The organism is Martinezella hainanensis (genome assembly GCF_900094555.1).
Lineage (GTDB): Bacteria > Pseudomonadota > Alphaproteobacteria > Rhizobiales > Rhizobiaceae > Rhizobium > Rhizobium hainanense.
Genome location: NZ_FMAC01000006.1, coordinates 104423 through 122615 on the forward strand (window position 1 = coordinate 104423; position 18193 = coordinate 122615).

The following is an 18193-nucleotide window of genomic DNA, read 5'->3' on the forward strand; positions in this document are numbered from 1 at the left end:
TCGACTTACGAAGCTGCGAGAGCAAGAGGAGTGAGTTTGCTCAGGATACGATCCGCCAGCGCGATCGCCTGAGCACGCTGTTCGGTGATCGAGCTCGACTCCCAGGCAACACCTCTAAGTGGATGGCCGATGGCGCTGATATTGCGGTGAACCCGCCCCTCTTCGGAGATGACATCGCCCTCTGGTGTGGCATCGATGCCGAAGCCGGTGCTGTGCGGACGCACTTCGCCGCTTTCGACAAGGCTCCTGACGAAGGGATCGGAAATGCGTCGCCAGTCGTGCAGCTGATGACCACGGCAATCGATAATGCCGCCGAAGGACTGCCTATGAGTGCCTGATCGAGTCTTTAGCGTGGCTGCGATCAAGTCGCCGGCGGGCTTCAGACCGAACAATCGTGCCGGCTGATGCCGGAAGCGGCCCTCGGCAATCGCATCGGTGACGGCGCGATAGCTCTCGGGCGCGGCCCGATGGGCGGTCACGTCCCAAAATGCACGCAGATGGCGGGCAAATCGTAGTCTCTCCGCATCATCAGCCTTTTGCCATAGAGGCAGAATATAGGGCCGGATCGCAAGCGGCAGCGCTTGCCAATCCTTGGCTGCAGCGGCCAATGCGCGGCGCTCGGCCTTGACGATCGATAGCAACGCGCGCGCCGTCCTCGGCAAAGGTCCTTCGGCGAGAAAATCACGCTCGAGCGCGACGTTTCGCCGGCTTTCGATCAATTGGCCGCGCCTGGATATCGCCTGATATCGGCCGCGAAAACCGCGCGCTTCCATGCTGGCGACCGCATCGACCATCGACAGGCTCGACCCGATGAGCAGGATTTCGTCGGCATTCACCACGCGATCCAAGGCAGCTGCATCCCAGGGAGACGCCACAAAAGCGGGATGATCCGCAACGGAAGTTTCCCGTGGATTGAGTGGAGGCTGGAAGACACCAAGCGCCAGGACGACTTCGTCAGCCTCCAGGCTCTGACCCGCGCTCGTCGTGATCCGCACTTTGTGCGGAGCGGAAACAAGGCCGGTCGCCGAAGCCTTGACATGCCGGAATGTCGATCCTGCTCGTGCGCCCGTGATTGCACGGTTCAGCTCATCGCGGACATAGGTTCCAAAGATGTAGCGCGGCGGGAAGCTACCGGCGATATCGGCGGGCGGTGTCCAGCCGTATTGGGAGGCATTGCCGGCGAGCCAGCGAACGAGATGATCAGGCTCCTCCGGATAAAGGGAAAATGTGCTCGCCGGCCCATTGACGAGATGAACGGCCTCGGTGGTGCTATAGGCGACTCCGCGCCCGAGCTCCTCGCGAGGTTCCAGTATCGTGATTGAAAGCGGCACCTCCGTCTTGTCGAGCAGCTTGATCGCCGTCAGGGCGCCAGCAAAGCCGCCACCGACGATGACGACGGAATGATGAGAATGCGGGTCGATGTACATGGCTCAGAAGACCTTGCCTTCTTCCAGATGCGCCGTCGTACCGTTGATGTAATAGTCACCCACCACCCGCGCCTTGTGCAGCAGCGGGTTATGATTGAGCACGGTGCGGATATTGCGCCAATGGCGGTCGAGATTGAGATGGCGCGATGTCGCCGAACCGCCGCCGAGCTCGAAGACGTTGGTCGCGGCGGCAAGGGCAAGTTGCGATGCGACGATCTGGGTGCGCGCCGTCGTCAGCGCGCTTTCGACCAGAGCCGTCTCCAAAATCTGCGGATCATCGCCGGCGAAGGCCGCAGCCGTCCGATCGAGCGCGCGGGCGCTTTCGCGGATCAGCGTATCGACGGCGAAAGAATTGGCTGCGATCTCGCCCAATATTTTTTGCACGAACGGATCGGCATTGGCTGTCTCGGCCGCACTATGAGCCGCCGAGCGCGCCTGCCTGCGCACGTAATCCGTACCCTCGTTCAGCGCGCCGCGAACCGCACCTGCCATCGAGGCGGCGAGATGAAGCTGACGCAGCGTGGACGTATGCCTGCCGATCAAGGTGTTCAGCCCACGCCTCGAAATCTCATGCGGCAGCACTTCCACGTCATCAAGAAGCACGCCGCCGCTTGCCGTCAGGCGCTGCCCCATGCCATCCCAATCGTCGAGAATGGTGATCCCCTTGCGATCGACCGGCAGCAAGACGCTGACGAGCTGGTCTTCATCGTCCTTGGCGCTGAACGAGGCAAAGTCGGCAAACGCCGTGCCGGTCGCATACCACTTTCGCCCGTTGAGCCTGAAGCTATCGCTGGATTTCGTCAGTCGTGTCGTCACCTCTCCGGGGCGTTTCGTCCCCTGTTCCGTGTGGGCGCCACCGAAGAGCTTGCCGCTCAGGACGCGGGCAAGCTGCGTGCGATCGACCGCGCTGCCCGGATTGAGCGATAAGGCCTCGGTGAAATTGAAATGACTCCTGAGCGCATGAGCAACGTTGGAGTCCGCGGCGGCGATCGCCATCACCATCTCGATGTAGTCGAGCACCGATCCGCCAGGCCCGCCAAGGCTCGTCGGTATGCGCAGCGCGCCAAGGCCCGCTTGCCTGAACAGCTCGAAAGCCTCATGCGGCAGCTCGCGCTCGAGGTCCCGTCTTGCCGCATCTCTCGCGACTTCCGCGGCAAGATCTGGCACCCTTGCAAGCAGCGTCGCCCGATCGGTCGTTGCGGGAGCGGAAGGTATGACTGATGAAACGATGGTGGGCATGAACGGTTCTTTTCGCGCCGGAAGGAGAGGCCCTGCTCAAGCAGGGCCTTGGGCTTGGTCGTTACGCGACGGCGCGGGCAAGCGGGACGACGTTTTCAGCATCGCCGGCAGCGCTCACGGGAACCCGGCCTTCGACTGGATGGCTCGGATCATTGAAGCCCGGCGTGGACGGATGGCCTGTCGTGACAAGGCGATCGACCAGGGCTTCGTCCTCGGCGGTGAGCTTGACATCGAGGGCACTTAAATAACTGTCCCAGTGCTCTTCCGTACGCGGCCCCGTAATCGCAGAGGTGATCAGCCGGTTGTTCAGCACCCAGGCAATGGCGAATTCGGTCGGCGTAACGTTCTTGGCGGCAGCATGCGCGGCAATTTCCTGGGCGATGGTGATGGATTCAGGACGCCATTCGGTTTCAAGAATGCGCTTGTCGCCGCGGCCAGCGCGCGTGTCTGCCGCCGGCGCCTGACCGGGCTCATACTTGCCCGTCAGCACGCCACGCGCCAGCGGCGAGTAGGAGACCACGCCGAGACCATAATGATAGGCGGCCGGCAGCTGCTCGGCCTCGGCGGTACGATTGACGATATTGTAGAGCGGCTGGCTCGCGACGGGCCGATCGATGCCGAGCTGGTCGGCAAGATGCGAAATCTCGGCGATGCGCCAGCCGCGGAAATTCGAGACACCGAAATAGCGCAATTTGCCGGCGCGAATGAGATCGGCAATCGCACGCACCGGCTCTTCCAGCGGCGCATCGAAAACGGCGCGGTGGAAATAGAGGATGTCGATGTAATCGGTGTTGAGGCGGCGCAAGGAGTTCTCGACCGTTTCGATCACCCACTTGCGCGAATGGCCGCCGAGATTGGGGCCTTTCGTGTGCGAGTTGACGAACTTCGTCGCCAGCACCCAATGATCGCGATTTGCCTTGATGCCACGACCGACTACCTCTTCCGATTTGCCGTCATGATAGACATCGGCGGTATCGATGAAATTGATGCCCTGATCGCGAGCCTTGTCGATGATGCGGAAGGCGACGTCGTCGGGCGTCGGGCCGCCGAACATCATGGTTCCAAGAGTAAGGGGCGATACTTTCAGCGCGCTGCGCCCGAGATAGCGATAGTCGACCATGTCATTTCTCCATTTCATTCTGCGTGATGGCAGGCAACCGCATGGCCGCTGCCCATTTGGCGGTAGGCCGGATCGTCGGTCCGGCAAATGTCTGTTGCGAGCGGACAGCGCGTGTGGAAACGGCAGCCGGATGGCGGATTGTGTGGGCTTGGCAGGTCGCCGGTGATCGGCGCGGCCTGCTTGCGCCGCGACGGATCAGGCACGGCGGAAAGCAGCGCCTGCGTATAGGGATGCTTGGCATCGCTCCAGAGCCTTGCCGTCGGCGCGCTTTCAACGATGCGGCCGAGATACATGACCAGCACGCGATCGGCGAAGTAGCGCACGACCGAAAGATCGTGGGAGATGAAAAGATAGGAAAGCGACAACTCCGTCTTCATCTCGACGAGAAGATTGAGGATCTGCGCCTGGATCGACAGATCGAGTGCGGAAACGGGCTCGTCGCAGATGACGAGCTCCGGCTGCAGGACCAGCGCGCGGGCAATGCCGATGCGTTGACGCTGGCCGCCGGAAAACTCATGCGGATAGCGATCGAGCGAATCCGGGGGCAGGCCGACATGAGCAACCATCGAAGCCGCTATGGCATCGCGGCTCTTGCGATCGCCGATGCCGTGGACTGCAAGCGGCGCCGTCAGGATCGCGCGGATCGTCTGGCGCGGATTGAGCGAGGCAAACGGGTCCTGGAAAATCATCTGGATGTGCCGGCGGATCGCCTGCAATTCCTTGCCCGACATTGCAGCGATATCGCGTCCCTTGAAGGTCACCTGTCCGGAGGTGGGATCGATGAGGCGCATCAAGGACTTGCCAAGGGTCGACTTGCCGCAGCCGGATTCACCGACCAGCGCCACGGTCTCACCCTCAAGGATCTCAAGCGATACGTCATCCACGGCCCGCACTGTCCCAGCCGCGGCGGGATAGTGCGTGGAGAGCCTATCGACCGACAGAAGCGACATGGGCTCTCTCCACAACGGCTGGAACATAGGGACAGGCGACCTCACGGCTGGCCGAAACTGCGACAAGCGGCGGTACGGCTTGCCCGCAGGCCGGTCGTGCCACCGGACAGCGCGGCCGGAACGAACAGCCCTGCTCGCCAGCTGCCGAGACAATCGAACCACGAATTTCGGTCAATGGCCCGTCGCGATAGTGATAGTCGGCTTTCAGCCGCGGCGAAGCGGCAAGCAAGCCTTGCGTATAGGGATGATAGGGCGTCTCGAACAACGCGCCGGGCAGGCCCTGTTCGATCTTTCGGCCAGCATACATCACGACGACACGATCGGCCCATTGCGCGACGATGCCGAGGTCATGCGTGATGAGGATCACAGCCATGTTGAGCTGGCTGCGCAGGCGATCGAGCAGTTGCAGCACCTGCGCCTGGATCGTCACGTCGAGCGCCGTCGTCGCCTCGTCGGCGATCAGTAGCCGCGGATTGCAGGCGACGGCGATGGCGATCATCACGCGCTGACGCATGCCGCCCGAAAGCTGATGCGGATAGTCGTCGACGCGCTTGCCAGGCTCCGGGATGCTGACAAGGTCAAGCAGGTCGATCGCACGCTGGCGCGCCTGTTTCCGGCTCAATTTTTCATGAATGCGCAGCACTTCGATGATCTGGTCGCCGATCGTCAGTACGGGGTTGAGCGAGGTCATCGGCTCCTGAAAGATCATGGCGATGTCGTGCCCGCGAATGCCACGCATCTCGCGCTCGGGCAATTTCAGGAGATCGCGTCCGTCAAAGACGATCTCGCCCGCCGTCTTCGCATGCCGGGGCAAAAGCCCCATCAGGCCGAGAGCCGTCAGCGACTTGCCGGAACCGGATTCCCCGACGATCGCCAGCATCTCGCCGGCTGCGGCGCTGAAGTTGACACCCTTAACGGGCTGTGCCGCGCCGAAGCCGACGGAGAAATCGCGAACATCCAGAAGCCCGGTCATCAGCGCTCCTCCGAGAAGCGGGGATTAAGCGCGTCGTTCAGGCCATCGCCGATGAGATTAAGCGACAGGACCGTGAAAACGATCGCAAGGCCCGGCAAGGCGGTGAGATACCAGGCCGTGCGGATCACGTCGCGTCCGGCACCGATCATGGAGCCCCAGGAGACACGGTTGGGATCGCCAAGCCCCATGAAAGACAGCGCCGATTCCATCAGGATCGCGCTGGCGACCATAACCGAGGACGTGACGATCAGGGGTGGCAGGGCATTCGGGAGGATCTCCCGCAAGATGATGCGGGCATGGCCGAAGCCTAGGCTGCGGGCGGCGAGCACATAATCCTTTTCCCGAATGGCGCGGAATTCGGCGCGGGTCAGCCGCGCAACCGTCGGCCAGCTGACGATCGCGATCGCAATCGTCACGGTCGATGTGGTCGGCTGCGCGATCGCAACCAGAACCACGAGGAGAACGAAGCTTGGTATGGTCTGGAAAATTTCGATGAGCTTGACGAGGAGATCATCGACCAGGCCGCCAAAATATCCGGCAAACGCGCCGACGGTCACACCGGCACCAAGGCCGAGCAACGTCGCAGCGATACCGACCGTCAGGGAGATCTGAGCGCCGTGCAGAATGCCAGCAAGAACATCGCGGCCCATGGAATCCGTGCCCAGCGGATAGGTCGGATTCTGCCCCGGCCACAGGAAGGGGCGCGCCACCATCTCCAGCGGATCGCCGGGATAGAACACCGGCGCAAGCAGGGCGGCAAGCACGATGCCGAAGAGGACGGCTAAGCCGAAGAGCGCATTGGGGTTGGCAAGAAAGATCCTGAGCTCGCGCCGGCGCCCCTGCCAGCGCCCGCCCGATACCGCTGTCGTGCGCGCATCGGGCGCGTGAACATGGGTCCAGCGGCGTTCCGGAACAGGCGCAGCCTTTGCCTGTGTTTCTGACGCCTCTGCAGGAAAGTCACGTGCCGTATCCGCATAGACTTTCAGCTCCTGCGCTTTCATCGGCTTGCTCCGATCCTTGGGTCCAGCCAGGCTTGCAGAAGGTCGACTGCAGCGTTGGCGATGATGACGAGAAGTGAGGAGAGAAGCAGGATGCCGAGGAGCACGCTGAAATCACGGGCCATGACCGCCTCGAAGGCCAATCGCCCGAGACCGGGCCAGCTATAAACGGTTTCGACGACGACGGCGCCACCAAGCATCCCGCCAAAATGCATGCCGGCCATGGTGGTGATCGGGATCAACGCGTTGCGCAGCACATGCCGCGTCGTCAGCATGAATGGCGAGACGCCTTTCGCCCGCGCGGTACGCACGAAATCCTGCGACTTGACCTCCAGCATGGCGGCGCGCGTCAGTCTTGCGTAGATGGCGAGATAGAAGAGCGCGAGCGATATGGCCGGCAGCACCATGTAGCGCACCCGGTCAAGCAGCGCCGGCAGACCGGTCAATCGCGAGCCGATGGTGCTGTCGCCGCCGCTCGGCAGCCAGCCGAGCTTCACGGAAAACAGGAGGATCAGCATCAGCCCGATCCAGAAACCCGGGATCGAATAAAAGAGCAGAGAGACGATCGAGATCAGCCGGTCCGGCAGCCGTCCGGCAAAGCTCGCCATCAACGATCCGAGTGTCAGGCCGATCACGATCGCAAAGATGAGCGCGGCCAACATCAGGGTCAGGGTGCCAGGCAAGCGCTGGCCAATCAGATCGGCCACCGGCATGCCGTAGCGCGGCGAAAAGCCAAGGCTGAAATGCGCGAGATTATTGAGATAATTCGCAAGCTGCACGAGGATCGGATTGTCGAGACCGAAACGCTCTCGCAGGGCTGCCATCGTCTCGACCGTTGCCGAACCGGCTTCGGCCGCCATGACATCGGCCGCGTCACCCGGTGCCAGCTTCAGTAGGAAGAAATTCAGGATGACGATGCCGAATACGGTCGGCACTGCCTGAATGGCTGTCCGGCGTAGCGTTCGCCCTATCCGCATATATGCTGACATCAAAACCCCTCGGCAGCGCCACAGATTTCTGGCCGCTGCATCGCAATAGTAGTTGACTAAATCTGTAGGTTTTGTCAAATCAATATCGGTAGATATTTCCATAATTTCTCAAATTATAAGGCGAAATTGGAATAAATCACCAAGTATTAAATAAACTAAAGTTATTTTTCCTAAGAAATCAAACAAAGAGAATAAGGGAACCTACGGGAACCACTCTCATCGAGAAGATAAAACCAGCCGCCGCTGGCAAATCGCAGCGCGGTCACAGAGACACGAGGCAACCTTAGATGATCAGACTCCCAGCAATTTCTCGCCGCAGTTTTCTGCTGTCGTCCGCGGCCTTGGGCGCGACCGTCATGACGGGAACGGCGGTATTTGCTGCTCCAACCCGTGGCGGCTCGGCAACTCTGCTGCTCTCTGCCGAACCGCCGGTTCTGACCACTATCGCCCACACGGCTTTCAACTCGGTCTATGTGTCGCCGAAGGTGACCGAGGGGCTTCTGACTTACGACTTCGACCTCAACCCGCAGCCTCTGCTGGCCAGACAATGGACAGTCAGCGACGATGGCCTTCGCTACAGCTTCAAGCTGCGCGAAGGCGTCAAATGGCATGATGGCAAGCCGTTTACGGCTGACGATGTTGCCTTTTCGATTAGGACACTCAAGGACGTTCACCCACGCGGGCGCAACACGTTTCTCAATCTTGTCGATATCGAAACGCCCGATCCTCTGACCGCAATTCTGGTGCTTTCCAAGCCCGCGCCCTACCTGATTACTGCACTCGCGGCGTCGGAGTCTCCGATCGTTCCCCGGCATCTCTATGAGGGCACGAAGATCGCCGAAAATCCGGTCAATCTGGCGCCCGTCGGCACGGGACCATTCAGGTTCAAGGAATGGGTACGCGGCAGCCACATCGTCTATGAGCGCAATCCCGATTATTGGGACCAGCCTCGCCCCTATCTCGATCAGCTGATCGTCCGCTTCATCCCCGATGCCGCTGCCCGCTCCATCGCGATCGAAACCGGCGAAATCGATCTGGCGCCATCAACGCCCGTCCCCTTGAGCGATCTCGAACGCTTCAAGAGCCTCGACAGCCTCGCTTTCGAGACAAGGGGCTATCAATACGCCAATGGCGTCAGCCGCATCGAATTCAATCTCGAGAAGCCGGTCTTCAAGGATATTCGCGTGCGACGGGCCTTCGCCCATGTCATCGACCGCAAGGTGATCCGCAATACCATCAACTACGGCTACGGCGAGCCTATCCCCGGCCCGATCAACCCCAACCTGACGAAATGGTATGTCCCCGATCTGAAGACCTATCCGATCGACCTTAGCGCCGCAGAAAAGCTGCTGGATGAAGCCGGTCATCCACGCGGCTCGGATGGCGTGCGCCTTCGCCTCAATCTCGACTATGTGCCGAGCGGTGAACCCTATAGCCGCGGCTCTGAATATATCCGTCAGGCGCTTGCAAAGGTCGGTGTCGAGGTAACGGTGCGCAGCCAGGATTTCGCCACCTATACCAAGCGCATCTACACCGATCGCGACTTCGATTTCGCCTATGAAGGAATGAGCAATCTCTTCGATCCGACCGTCGGCGTGCAGCGGCTTTACTGGAGCAAGAACTTCAAGCCCGGCGTGCCCTTCTCCAATGGCTCCGCCTATAGCAATCCGAAGGTTGATGCTCTCCTAGAGGCCTCGGCCATCGAGGTGGACCCGAAAAAGCGGGTCGAACAATGGCGGCAGATCCAGGAGATCCTCGTCGAGGACCTGCCAGCTCTCGACATCGTCAGTCAGCCGGAACTGACTATCTACAACAAGCGCATCGCCGATCATACGCTCGGCGGCGAAGGCATAGCGGGCAGCCTTGCCTACGCCTATGTCGCGACCGCCTGAAGCATCGAAAGCACGGAACGCCATGTCCATCCAGCACCCTCCCGGCTCCATCGTGGGTCTGCCGAAATTCGCCGCGCCGACCGATTTTCCAGATAGCCCGCTGTCGCAGGCGCTGAAACAACCCGTGCTGCTCGGCCTCTTTCTGCCGATCCAGGCCGGTGGCTGGACGCAATCGACGCTCGAACGCTCCACCGACTGGCGCTTCGACTATAATAAGGCGCTGACGCTGCGTGCGGAGGAGCTGGGTTTCGATCTCGTGTTCGCACTGTCGCAATGGCTTCCCAAGGGCGGCTATGGCGGCGTCTTCAACGGCCAGGCACTCGACAGTTTCGTCTCGACGGCGGCGCTCGCCGGCCTCACGAAGAAGATCATGCTCATCTCCACGATGCATGTCCTTTACGGGCCATGGCATCCGCTGCACCTTGCCAAGTTCGGCGCTACGCTCGATCACATCACTGGCGGCCGGTGGGGCATCAATGTCGTCACCGGACATCGGGCCATCGAGCACGAAATGTTCGGCTGGCAGCGCATCGAACATGACAAGCGCTATGAGCTTGCGGCCGAATTTCTCGAGGTCGTACAGCGACTTTGGAGCGACGACGAGAACTACTCCTTCGAGGGTCAGAGCAGCTGGAAGCTCGGCGGCGGCTTCGTCACGCCGAAGCCGAATTTCGGCCGGCCGATCCTGGTGAACGCGACCGGCTCGGATGCCGGCATCGCCTTCGCCGCCCGCTATTCCGATATCGTCTTCATCACCAGCCCGACGGGTGCCGATATCGACAGCGCTCTTGCCTCCCTGCCCGCCCATACGAAGAGGGTGAAGGATGCCGCCGCCGATGTCGGACGCACCGTGCGCACCCTGCTCAATCCGATGGTCATTTGTCGGCCGACCGAAAAAGAGGCTTGGGAGCTGGCGGACCGGATCGTCGCCCATGCCGATCAGCGCTCCCCGCAGGGTTTCCAGTCGCTGAACTCCGACGCCCAGGCCTGGAAGGGCCGTGATCCGCAGGACCCCTATCGTTTCGTCGGCGGCAATATCCGCGTCATCGGCTCTCCCGAACAGGTGGTCGATCAATTTCTCAAACTGAAGGCAGCCGGTATCGACGGCCTTCAGCTCAGCTTCTTCGATTTCCGCGACGACCTCGAATTCTTCGGAAGCGAGGTTCTGCCGCTGATGAAACAGGCCGGCCTTCGCAACTGAAAGGAACGATCATGACCAGCAATGCAATTTCCGAAATCTGGTACACGCGTTGCCCCGTTCCGACACCGGTCGGACTTGCGGCACAACTCGGCTATCTCGAAGATGGCTTTCGTGCCGAAGGTGTCGCGCTGAAATCCATCATCGACTCTCCGGATCGCAACATCCGGCAGAGCCATTTCAACCATACGCTCGACTGGTCCTTCCGGCATGGCGGCAATGTGCCGCCCATTCGCGCGCGCTCGGAAGGACGTCGCACCCGCCTCGTCGGCATTACCTGGACGGATGAGTTTCAGGCGATCATCACGCTGCCGGAAACCGGTATCAGGACGACGAAGGATCTCAAGGGTCGGCGTTTCGGCATTGCCCGCCGCCCGGAAGGGATCGTCGACTTCATGCGCGCCACAGCACTTAAGGGTCTCGTCTCGGCCCTTTCGCTCGAAGGCCTCTCCATCAACGATGTCGAGATTGTCGAGATCGCGCTTGCCGACTCCGTCCTCGCGAGCCAGGAAGGTCCCTCCCTCTTCGGTCTCAAGCGCAGGCAGGCCTATGGCGAGGAGATCGCCGCTCTGCTGCGCGGCGAAGTGGACGCCATTTATGTCAAGGGAACCGCCGGCATCAACGTCGCCAATCTCATCGGCGCCATCCAGGTCGCCGAATTCGGTTTCCATCCCGATCCGAAAATCCGCATCAATTCCGGTTCGCCACGCGTGCTGACCGTCGACGACCTGCTGGCCGACGAACGCCCCGATCTCGTGCGAAAGCTGATCGAGGCGATCTTCAAGGCAAGCTCCTGGGCGGAGGCGCATCCGGAAGAAACCCGCCGCTTCGTGGCGCGGGAATCCGGGGCGACGGAGGAACAGGTCCTTGCCGCCAATGGCCCGGAAATCCATCGCCATCTCGGCCTGGGATTGGAACCGGAACTCGTCGACGCCGTCGAGCACTACAAGAATTTCCTGCGTGATTTCGGCTTTCTCGCCGGCGATTTTGACATAGGCGAATGGGTGGACCGCCGTCATCTCGACAGTTTTGCCGAACGTGCCGTCGCCTGATTGATGTTGTAACAACGATGGCCGACACAATCACCGATCTGGTCGGCAAGGCCAAATGCCTTGCCGACGATTTTGCCGAAACCGCCGCCCATTATGATGCGAGCGGTGCATTTCCGTTCGAAAACTTCGACAAGCTGTTCGATGCCGGCCTGCTTGGCCTTGTCAGCGGTCGAGATCACGGCGGCCATGGCGAGGGCCTGACGTCGGCGCAGGCCGTTATCAGTGAGATCGCCCGCGGCGAACCGTCAACCGCGCTGGTGCTTGCCATGCACTACACTTCACACTTTGCCATCCGCCGCTTCGGCAAATGGCCCGCGCATCTGGCTGAACGTGTTCTATCGGCAAACAGGCAGGGTGTGGCGCTGATCAACAACGCCCAGGCCGAACCGCGCATCGGCTCACCGGCCCATGGCGCCCTGCCCGAAACGGTCGCGCGCCGCGACGGCGATCGCTGGCGCATCACGGGTCATAAGAGCTATGTGACCGGCATCCCTATTCTTAAATGGGTATCGCTTCTTGCCGTCACCGACGAGCAGGAACCGCGCCTTGCCTCCTTTCTGGTGCCGACGAACGCTACTGGCCTGCGCGTCGAGAAGAGCTGGAATGCGGCCGGCATGCACGCGACGGCAAGCGACGATATCATCCTCGAAGATGTGTCGGTGCCGCTCGACGATCTCATCGAGGCGCAGCCGGCCAGCGAACCGATCCGCCGCGACGAGCATGCAGCCGCCTTCTTCTTCGGCTTGCTGGGCGCGGTCTATCATGGCGTCGCGACATCAGCACGCAATCGCGTTCTTGGCTTTGTGAGCAAGCACGCCCCCGCCAGCCTTGGCGCGCCGATCGCGACCGTGCCGCGCATCCAGGACGGGCTGGGTGAAATCGAGGTACGGCTTGCGACAAATGCACGGTTGCTTCGCTCGCTGGGCGAGGATGTCGATACCGGCAGGCCAGTGGGGATGGATGGCATGCATGTCCGCCATGTCGTCATCGACAATGCCGTTGCCATTACCAGCCTGGCACTCGAACTTGCCGGCAATCCCGGCCTCAATCGCGACTTCCAGCTCGAGCGCCATCATCGCGACGCAATCACTGCCCGGTCGCATGCGCCGCAAAGCCATATGATCCGCACAATCGCAGCCAGAAACGCATTGAGCCGGCTTGTATAAGCCGGCTCTTTGATAGCGGCGCGCGAACTCTCCGGGCCTCTCAGGCGTTCGGGCTCAGCCATATCTGGCCGAAGCTGTTGTTGATGCCCTGCGCTCCCGGTGCGAAGTTCTTCACCCGCTTGTTGGCAACGATCTGCGCACCTGCCGCCACCAGATCGACGGACACAATATCATCATGGATGATGTGCTGGAACTTGTACCAAAGCTGCCGGCGCTTGTCCTCATCCGGCTCGACGGCGGCAGCTTCAAGAACAGCGTCGACCTCCGGATTGGAATAGTGGCTGGCATTGGAGAACACCAGGCCGATCTTGAAGTTCTTCGACCAATAGGCGCGTTGCACGCCGAGCGTCGGATCGAACGTATTGGATAGGGATTCTATCACCAGGTCCCAGGCGCGATCCGTGTAAACGGTCTTCAGGAAAGTGGCGAGATCGAGCTTCAGGATCTCGGCATCGATGCCGATCGCGGCAAGCGATTGCTTGATGAAATCGGCATAGGAGGGCTGGAGAAAAGAGTTATAGGCAAGACGCAGCTTGAAACGTGTGCCGTTTGCGCCGCGCGGATAGCCGGCATCGTCGAGCAGCTTGTTGGCAAGCTTTGGGTCGGGTTCGCGCGCCTTGATGCTCGGATCATACCATTTCGGCAAAGCGGTGCTGATCGGGCTCGGCGAAACCTGCGCATAGCCGAACAGGGCAATATCCACGAGCTTCTGCAGATCGATCGCATGCGCGATCGCCAGCCGTACATCCTTCTTCTTCAAGATCTCGTTCTCATAGTTGAAGAACAGCTGCTGCTGCGGCCCGGAATAGGCGTAGGTCGTGGTATCGACGACAAGGTTTGTATTGGCCTTCAACCGCTCGATATCCGATAGCGGTACGGGATTCGCGCCGATATCGATCTCCCCCGTCTCGAGCGCCGCAGCCCTTGCCGCCGGATCGAGAATGACGCGCAGGACAACGCGGTCGAGATACGGCTTCGGCGCATCCCAATAATCGGGATTTCGGTCGAAGATCAGGTGGCTGCCTGGCACCCACTCCTTGAGGATGAAGGGACCGGTGCCGATCGTCTGCGCAAGGGTCGGCTGCTCGGTCGGTTTGAAGGTCTCGTACACATGCTTCGGCACGATCGGCGATTCCGAACTGCCGAGCGCCGAAATCAGGTAAGGGGCCGGCTTGGAAAGAACAATGACGGCCGTCAGGGGATCGGGCGTTTCGACCGATGTCACGTTCTGAAAGGTGATGCGCCCGCGCGGATGCGCTTCCTTCAGGCGAAAGATGGTGAACTTGACATCCTCGGAGGTGAAGTCCTTGCCATCATGCCATTTGACGCCCTTGCGCAGCGTGAAAGTATAGCGCAGACCATCATCGCTCGCCTTCCACGATGTGGCCAGCAGCGCCGTTGGGTTGAGGTCATAGTCGAAATCCAGAAGGCCCTCGTTGATTTTCGGTCCGATCGCCTGTCCCGTGCCTGAGGACGTGTTGATCGCGATCAGTGCTGTCGGATCGGGATAGTAAGCCCAGTTCAGGGTTCCGCCGCTCACCGGCGTCTCCGCGGCGCCTGCCCATGACGGAATGCCGCCGAAGGCGAGGCCCGCGCCTCCCAGGAGCAGCAATTGGTTGAAGTGACGGCGATTGATCGACATTTGCTCGCTCCGAAATTGGCGTTGTGGGCACGATGACCCGTCGCGAAAATGATCGCCACGAAACCACGAGATCCAAAGTCAGTTTTTCTAGCGCGCTGCGAAAGCAATCCTTCCCGTGCCCGGATATTCGATATTTGCGACGCAGAATGATGCAGGCGCCCACTCGTCTTGCGATCGACGGAAATTATTTTCCCCGGCTTGAACGATATTAGTCTATAAATTCTGTAGGGAATTGCCCGCGCGAACTAGCGTGCATCGCCCTCACGGAACAAAAGGCGCAGCCGCATGACGACCACGAAACGACAGCTCCATCTCAATGTCGGCGTCAACACGACAGGTTACCTCGCCAATGCCTGGCGCTATCGCACCGGCGACCGCCATGACATCAACAACCCCGACTACTATCGCCGGCTGACGGAGCTGGCACATAAAGGCTTGTTCGACGCGGTCTTCTTCTCCGATCATCCCGCCTTGATGACCGATCCGAATGGTCGTCCCTTTCATACGATCGATCCCTTGATCCTGTGCACCGCGCTGGCAGCACAGGTGCCGGATATCGGCTTCGTTGCGACGATGTCGTCCACCTATAACTCACCCTATAATCTTGCCAGGCGCACACAGTCCGCCGATATCATTTCGGGCGGGCGCATGATCATCAACATCGTGTCCTCCTTCAATCCGAATGTTGCCGCCAATTTCGGCGCGGAACCTTTGCCGCCACGCAGCGAGCGCTATGCGAAGGCGTCCGAATTCCTCGATGTCGCCAAGAAGCTCTGGTCGAGCTGGGACCCGGCACGCGAAGGCGACGTCCCGGAAAATCGCTTCTGGGACGCGGCAAGCGCACAGGCGATCGACCATTCCGGTGATTATTTTACTGTGCAAGGACCGCTGAACGTCCCTGTCGGACCACAGGGTCATCCGGTGATCGCACAGGCGGGCGCCTCCGAGGGCGGCATCGATCTAGCGGCCCGCCATGGCGAGATCATCTACTGCAACATTCTCTCTCGGCCCGCAGGCCAAGCTTTTGGCAGGAAGGTCAAGGATCGGGCCATGGTTCTCGGGCGTGATCCTTCCGGAATACGCATCGTTCCCGGACTGGTGACCATTCTGGGAAAGAGCCGCGAGGAAGCCCTGCGCAAGCATGAGCTCTTTAGCGGTACAGGCTCGGAGGACGGGCTGATTGCCCGCTTCATCAGGGATAACGGCATCGATCCCGATGGCTTCGATCCGGATGCGGTTCTGGATCCTGAGCGCTTCATCCCCGATCCCAATCGCATCCAGGCCGTCGGCATGGGTCTGGGACTATCGGACCTTCTGTCTCACGAAAAGCTGACGGCGCGCCAAGCGGTGCGCCGTTCCGAAGGGCACCATCGCCTCGTGCTCGGCACGCCGGAGGAGGTCGCCGATGCCATCATAGACCTTTGGGCCGACGGTACGGTGGATGGCTACACGTTGCAGCCGCCACGAGCGCCCGACGATATCGAAGAGTTCGTCGCCAACGTCATTCCGCTTCTTCAGGAGCGCGGCGTTTACAGGACGACCTATGACAACAAGACGATCCGCGATCGGTATGGCTTGCCTTATCCATTCAAAGGCGGGAAAAACACCGACATGGACTGACCGCCTTGTCGTAATCCATGGACGCTACGGGCGTTTCGACGAAAGTTGTAATTGCCTCTGGTGACATTGCCATACTGACGCTGACCCACAGATTTATCGCCGCCAGAAACGCACCCCGGACACCGCAAACCATTGATCTGTCACCTTGGCCCACTCCGATTGCAATATCAGTCAGGCATGCTGAACCTCACTATTCCAAGATTGTAAACGCTCCCTATATCGCACTGGAACGCAATCTTGATTGACGACATTCCATGATCATTGGCATTGACCTCGGCATGACGAATTCTTTGATAGGCCGTTGCGAAAACGGCAAATCGGTACTGCTCCCGAATTCATCCGGCAGCGTGCTGACACTTTCTGCAGTTCGCTGGCTGAAGGTGGAGTGTCGTCGGCCACGCGGCGCGCGACCGCCTCGTCAGTCACCTGAATCTCAGCGCTGCTGCGTTTAAGCGCTACATGGGCGCGCCGCGGGAAACCAAGCTGGGCGGGCGCGTATTCCGCCCGGAGGAACTGTCATCCTTTGCTTTGCGCAGCCTGCTTGCCGATGCTGAAGCGGCAACCGGCGAAAAACCGACGAAGGCGGTTATTTCCGTGCCGGCATATTTTTCCAATGGTCAACGCTACGCAACCCGAGCGGCCGCGGAACTGGCCGGTCTGAAAGTCGAGCGCCTGATCAATGAACCCACGGCAGCCGCCCTCGCCTACGGGCTTCAAAAGCGTGAGGATGAAAGCCGGTTCTTGGTCTTCGATCTGGGTGGCGGAACCTTCGATGTGTCGATTGCCGAATGAAACCCTATTCAGGGTGCCGCCGCCGGCGCCACTGGGCGGGACTGATGCTCTCCAGCCTGAGGAAATGCCGCCCCAAATGACTTTGATCAACGAACCCGCACATGACGGCGATCTCGGCGAGGCTTTCCGTAGTCTGCGCCATTAACGACTTTGCCAGCTCGATCCTCCTTCTTGTGATCCACTGGTGAGGCGTCATACCGAACGTGACGCGAAAGGCGCGTGCAAAATAGCTCGCGGAGATACCGCACTCCCGACTAAGCTCAGCAATGGAAGGATCGGCAGCGAGATTCGCCTCGATGAAGTCGCAAGCGCGGCGGGTCTGCCAAGGTGTCAGCCCGCCCGTCGTGCTGGCGCTTCTCCGAATATTGCCATAAGTATAGATGACGTGATCATGCAACGCTAAAGCAATGTACTCCATAAATGCTGTGGTGACCTGCACTGAATTGAGTATGGCAGGCAATACCGTTAGCGCGAGGCGGTAAAGGACGACGTCGTCTTGTCCGAGGCAATCGGCCCGGAGACCTCCAACTCGGGGAAGGCCCCTCTCATAGGCCATGCAGTCGATGGTGGTTTGCGGCAGATGAATGCGTATGCTGTCATAACTTGCCTCCAGGCTAACTTCGTTTCTCGAGGTTAAGTCAAATAGATAGGCTTTTCCCGGATCCTGAACGACGGATTGTCGCCTTCCATCGATAGAGACGATCGGATAGCGGGCCGGCGCTAACGGGATATTGAAGACGAAAGCCTCCTCGCGAGGAGATGGCATGGAAAGGCCACGCTGAGGCTCCAAGTTCTTGAAGTGCGAGAACGCAATTTCCGACGCGCCAGCAATCCGAGCGGCGACGGTCGGAGGCGGCGGGATTCTGTATCCCTTGCTAATGGCGAAGGACACCCGATCGGCGAGCACGCGAACCTCCCATGCGGTCAAGATTCTCTTGGAATTTTCCTGATCCTGTTCCCTGCGCATTGCCGCGCAAAGGAAATGCGAGCCATCAATTGAGATCAAAAACGATCTCGGTTGATTGATACCAACTCGGGCGCCTTCCTACCAGACCTCATCCCATCACATCTCTACCATTTGACGAGTGCAGGCATCCGCAGCCAGCAGTGGAACCGACTGTCCCGAAAGAGCCGC

Annotated in this window: 15 protein-coding genes; 6 read left to right on the forward strand and 9 right to left on the reverse strand. The window is 60.3% G+C overall.

Features of this window, described 5'->3' with window-relative positions:
- Positions 1-5: 5 nt before the first annotated feature.
- From GA0061100_RS19660 to GA0061100_RS19690, 7 genes are all read right to left on the reverse strand, one after another.
- Positions 6-1427 (reverse strand): FAD/NAD(P)-binding protein, encoded by a 1422-nt coding sequence (locus tag GA0061100_RS19660; protein WP_075854425.1) that lies wholly within the window; start codon positions 1425-1427, stop codon positions 6-8.
- Between the two features lie 3 nt (positions 1428-1430).
- Positions 1431-2666 carry an acyl-CoA dehydrogenase family protein gene (locus GA0061100_RS19665; RefSeq protein ID WP_075854426.1) on the reverse strand — a complete coding sequence of 412 codons (1236 nt, stop codon included), beginning with the start codon at positions 2664-2666 and terminating at the stop codon, positions 1431-1433.
- A gap of 61 nt (positions 2667-2727) precedes the next feature.
- Complete coding sequence (locus GA0061100_RS19670) at positions 2728-3786, reverse strand: aldo/keto reductase (RefSeq protein ID WP_075854427.1); 1059 nt, start codon at positions 3784-3786, stop codon at positions 2728-2730.
- 14 nt (positions 3787-3800) lie between these two features.
- Positions 3801-4736: an ABC transporter ATP-binding protein gene (locus GA0061100_RS19675; protein ID WP_075854428.1), complete on the reverse strand. Its 936-nt coding sequence runs from the start codon at positions 4734-4736 to the stop codon at positions 3801-3803.
- The gene (locus GA0061100_RS19680; protein WP_075854429.1) at positions 4714-5709 is read right to left on the reverse strand and encodes an ABC transporter ATP-binding protein; all 996 of its coding nucleotides are present in this window, start codon (positions 5707-5709) and stop codon (positions 4714-4716) included. Before GA0061100_RS19680 ends, GA0061100_RS19675 begins: the two co-directional genes overlap by 23 nt.
- A complete protein-coding gene (locus GA0061100_RS19685; RefSeq protein WP_075854430.1) occupies positions 5709-6710 on the reverse strand; it encodes an ABC transporter permease in 1002 nt (333 codons plus the stop codon). Before GA0061100_RS19685 ends, GA0061100_RS19680 begins: the two co-directional genes overlap by 1 nt.
- Positions 6707-7696, reverse strand: a complete 990-nt coding sequence (locus GA0061100_RS19690) for an ABC transporter permease (RefSeq protein ID WP_075854431.1) — start codon at positions 7694-7696, stop codon at positions 6707-6709. Before GA0061100_RS19690 ends, GA0061100_RS19685 begins: the two co-directional genes overlap by 4 nt.
- A 287-nt stretch (positions 7697-7983) precedes the next feature.
- Here GA0061100_RS19690 and GA0061100_RS19695 point away from each other — a divergent pair, with 287 nt between their 5' ends.
- The 4 genes from GA0061100_RS19695 to GA0061100_RS19710 are packed head-to-tail and all read left to right on the forward strand — an operon-like array spanning position 7984 to position 13004.
- Positions 7984-9588 carry an ABC transporter substrate-binding protein gene (locus GA0061100_RS19695; RefSeq protein ID WP_075854432.1) on the forward strand — a complete coding sequence of 535 codons (1605 nt, stop codon included), beginning with the start codon at positions 7984-7986 and terminating at the stop codon, positions 9586-9588.
- A gap of 22 nt (positions 9589-9610) precedes the next feature.
- Positions 9611-10789 carry an LLM class flavin-dependent oxidoreductase gene (locus GA0061100_RS19700; protein WP_075854433.1) on the forward strand — a complete coding sequence of 393 codons (1179 nt, stop codon included), beginning with the start codon at positions 9611-9613 and terminating at the stop codon, positions 10787-10789.
- Positions 10790-10800: 11 nt separating this feature from the next.
- The gene (locus tag GA0061100_RS19705; RefSeq protein ID WP_075854434.1) at positions 10801-11838 is read left to right on the forward strand and encodes an ABC transporter substrate-binding protein; all 1038 of its coding nucleotides are present in this window, start codon (positions 10801-10803) and stop codon (positions 11836-11838) included.
- Between the two features lie 17 nt (positions 11839-11855).
- Complete coding sequence (locus tag GA0061100_RS19710; RefSeq protein ID WP_075854435.1) at positions 11856-13004, forward strand: acyl-CoA dehydrogenase family protein; 1149 nt, start codon at positions 11856-11858, stop codon at positions 13002-13004.
- Between the two features lie 40 nt (positions 13005-13044).
- Here GA0061100_RS19710 and GA0061100_RS19715 read toward each other — a convergent pair whose 3' ends face one another.
- Complete coding sequence (locus GA0061100_RS19715; RefSeq protein WP_075854436.1) at positions 13045-14646, reverse strand: ABC transporter substrate-binding protein; 1602 nt, start codon at positions 14644-14646, stop codon at positions 13045-13047.
- A gap of 285 nt (positions 14647-14931) precedes the next feature.
- Between GA0061100_RS19715 and GA0061100_RS19720 the strand changes: the two genes are divergently transcribed.
- Entirely contained in the window at positions 14932-16266 is a 1335-nt protein-coding gene (locus GA0061100_RS19720) for an NtaA/DmoA family FMN-dependent monooxygenase (protein WP_075854437.1), read from the forward strand.
- A 459-nt stretch (positions 16267-16725) separates the two neighbouring features.
- Positions 16726-17058 (forward strand): Hsp70 family protein, encoded by a 333-nt coding sequence (locus tag GA0061100_RS34420; protein WP_075854438.1) that lies wholly within the window; start codon positions 16726-16728, stop codon positions 17056-17058.
- A 4-nt stretch (positions 17059-17062) separates the two neighbouring features.
- On the opposite strand, the gene GA0061100_RS19730 is transcribed toward GA0061100_RS34420, so the two are convergent.
- On the reverse strand, positions 17063-18064 hold the full coding sequence (locus GA0061100_RS19730) for a helix-turn-helix domain-containing protein (RefSeq protein WP_143525473.1): 1002 nt from the start codon (positions 18062-18064) through the stop codon (positions 17063-17065).
- Between the last annotated feature and the right edge of the window lie 129 nt (positions 18065-18193).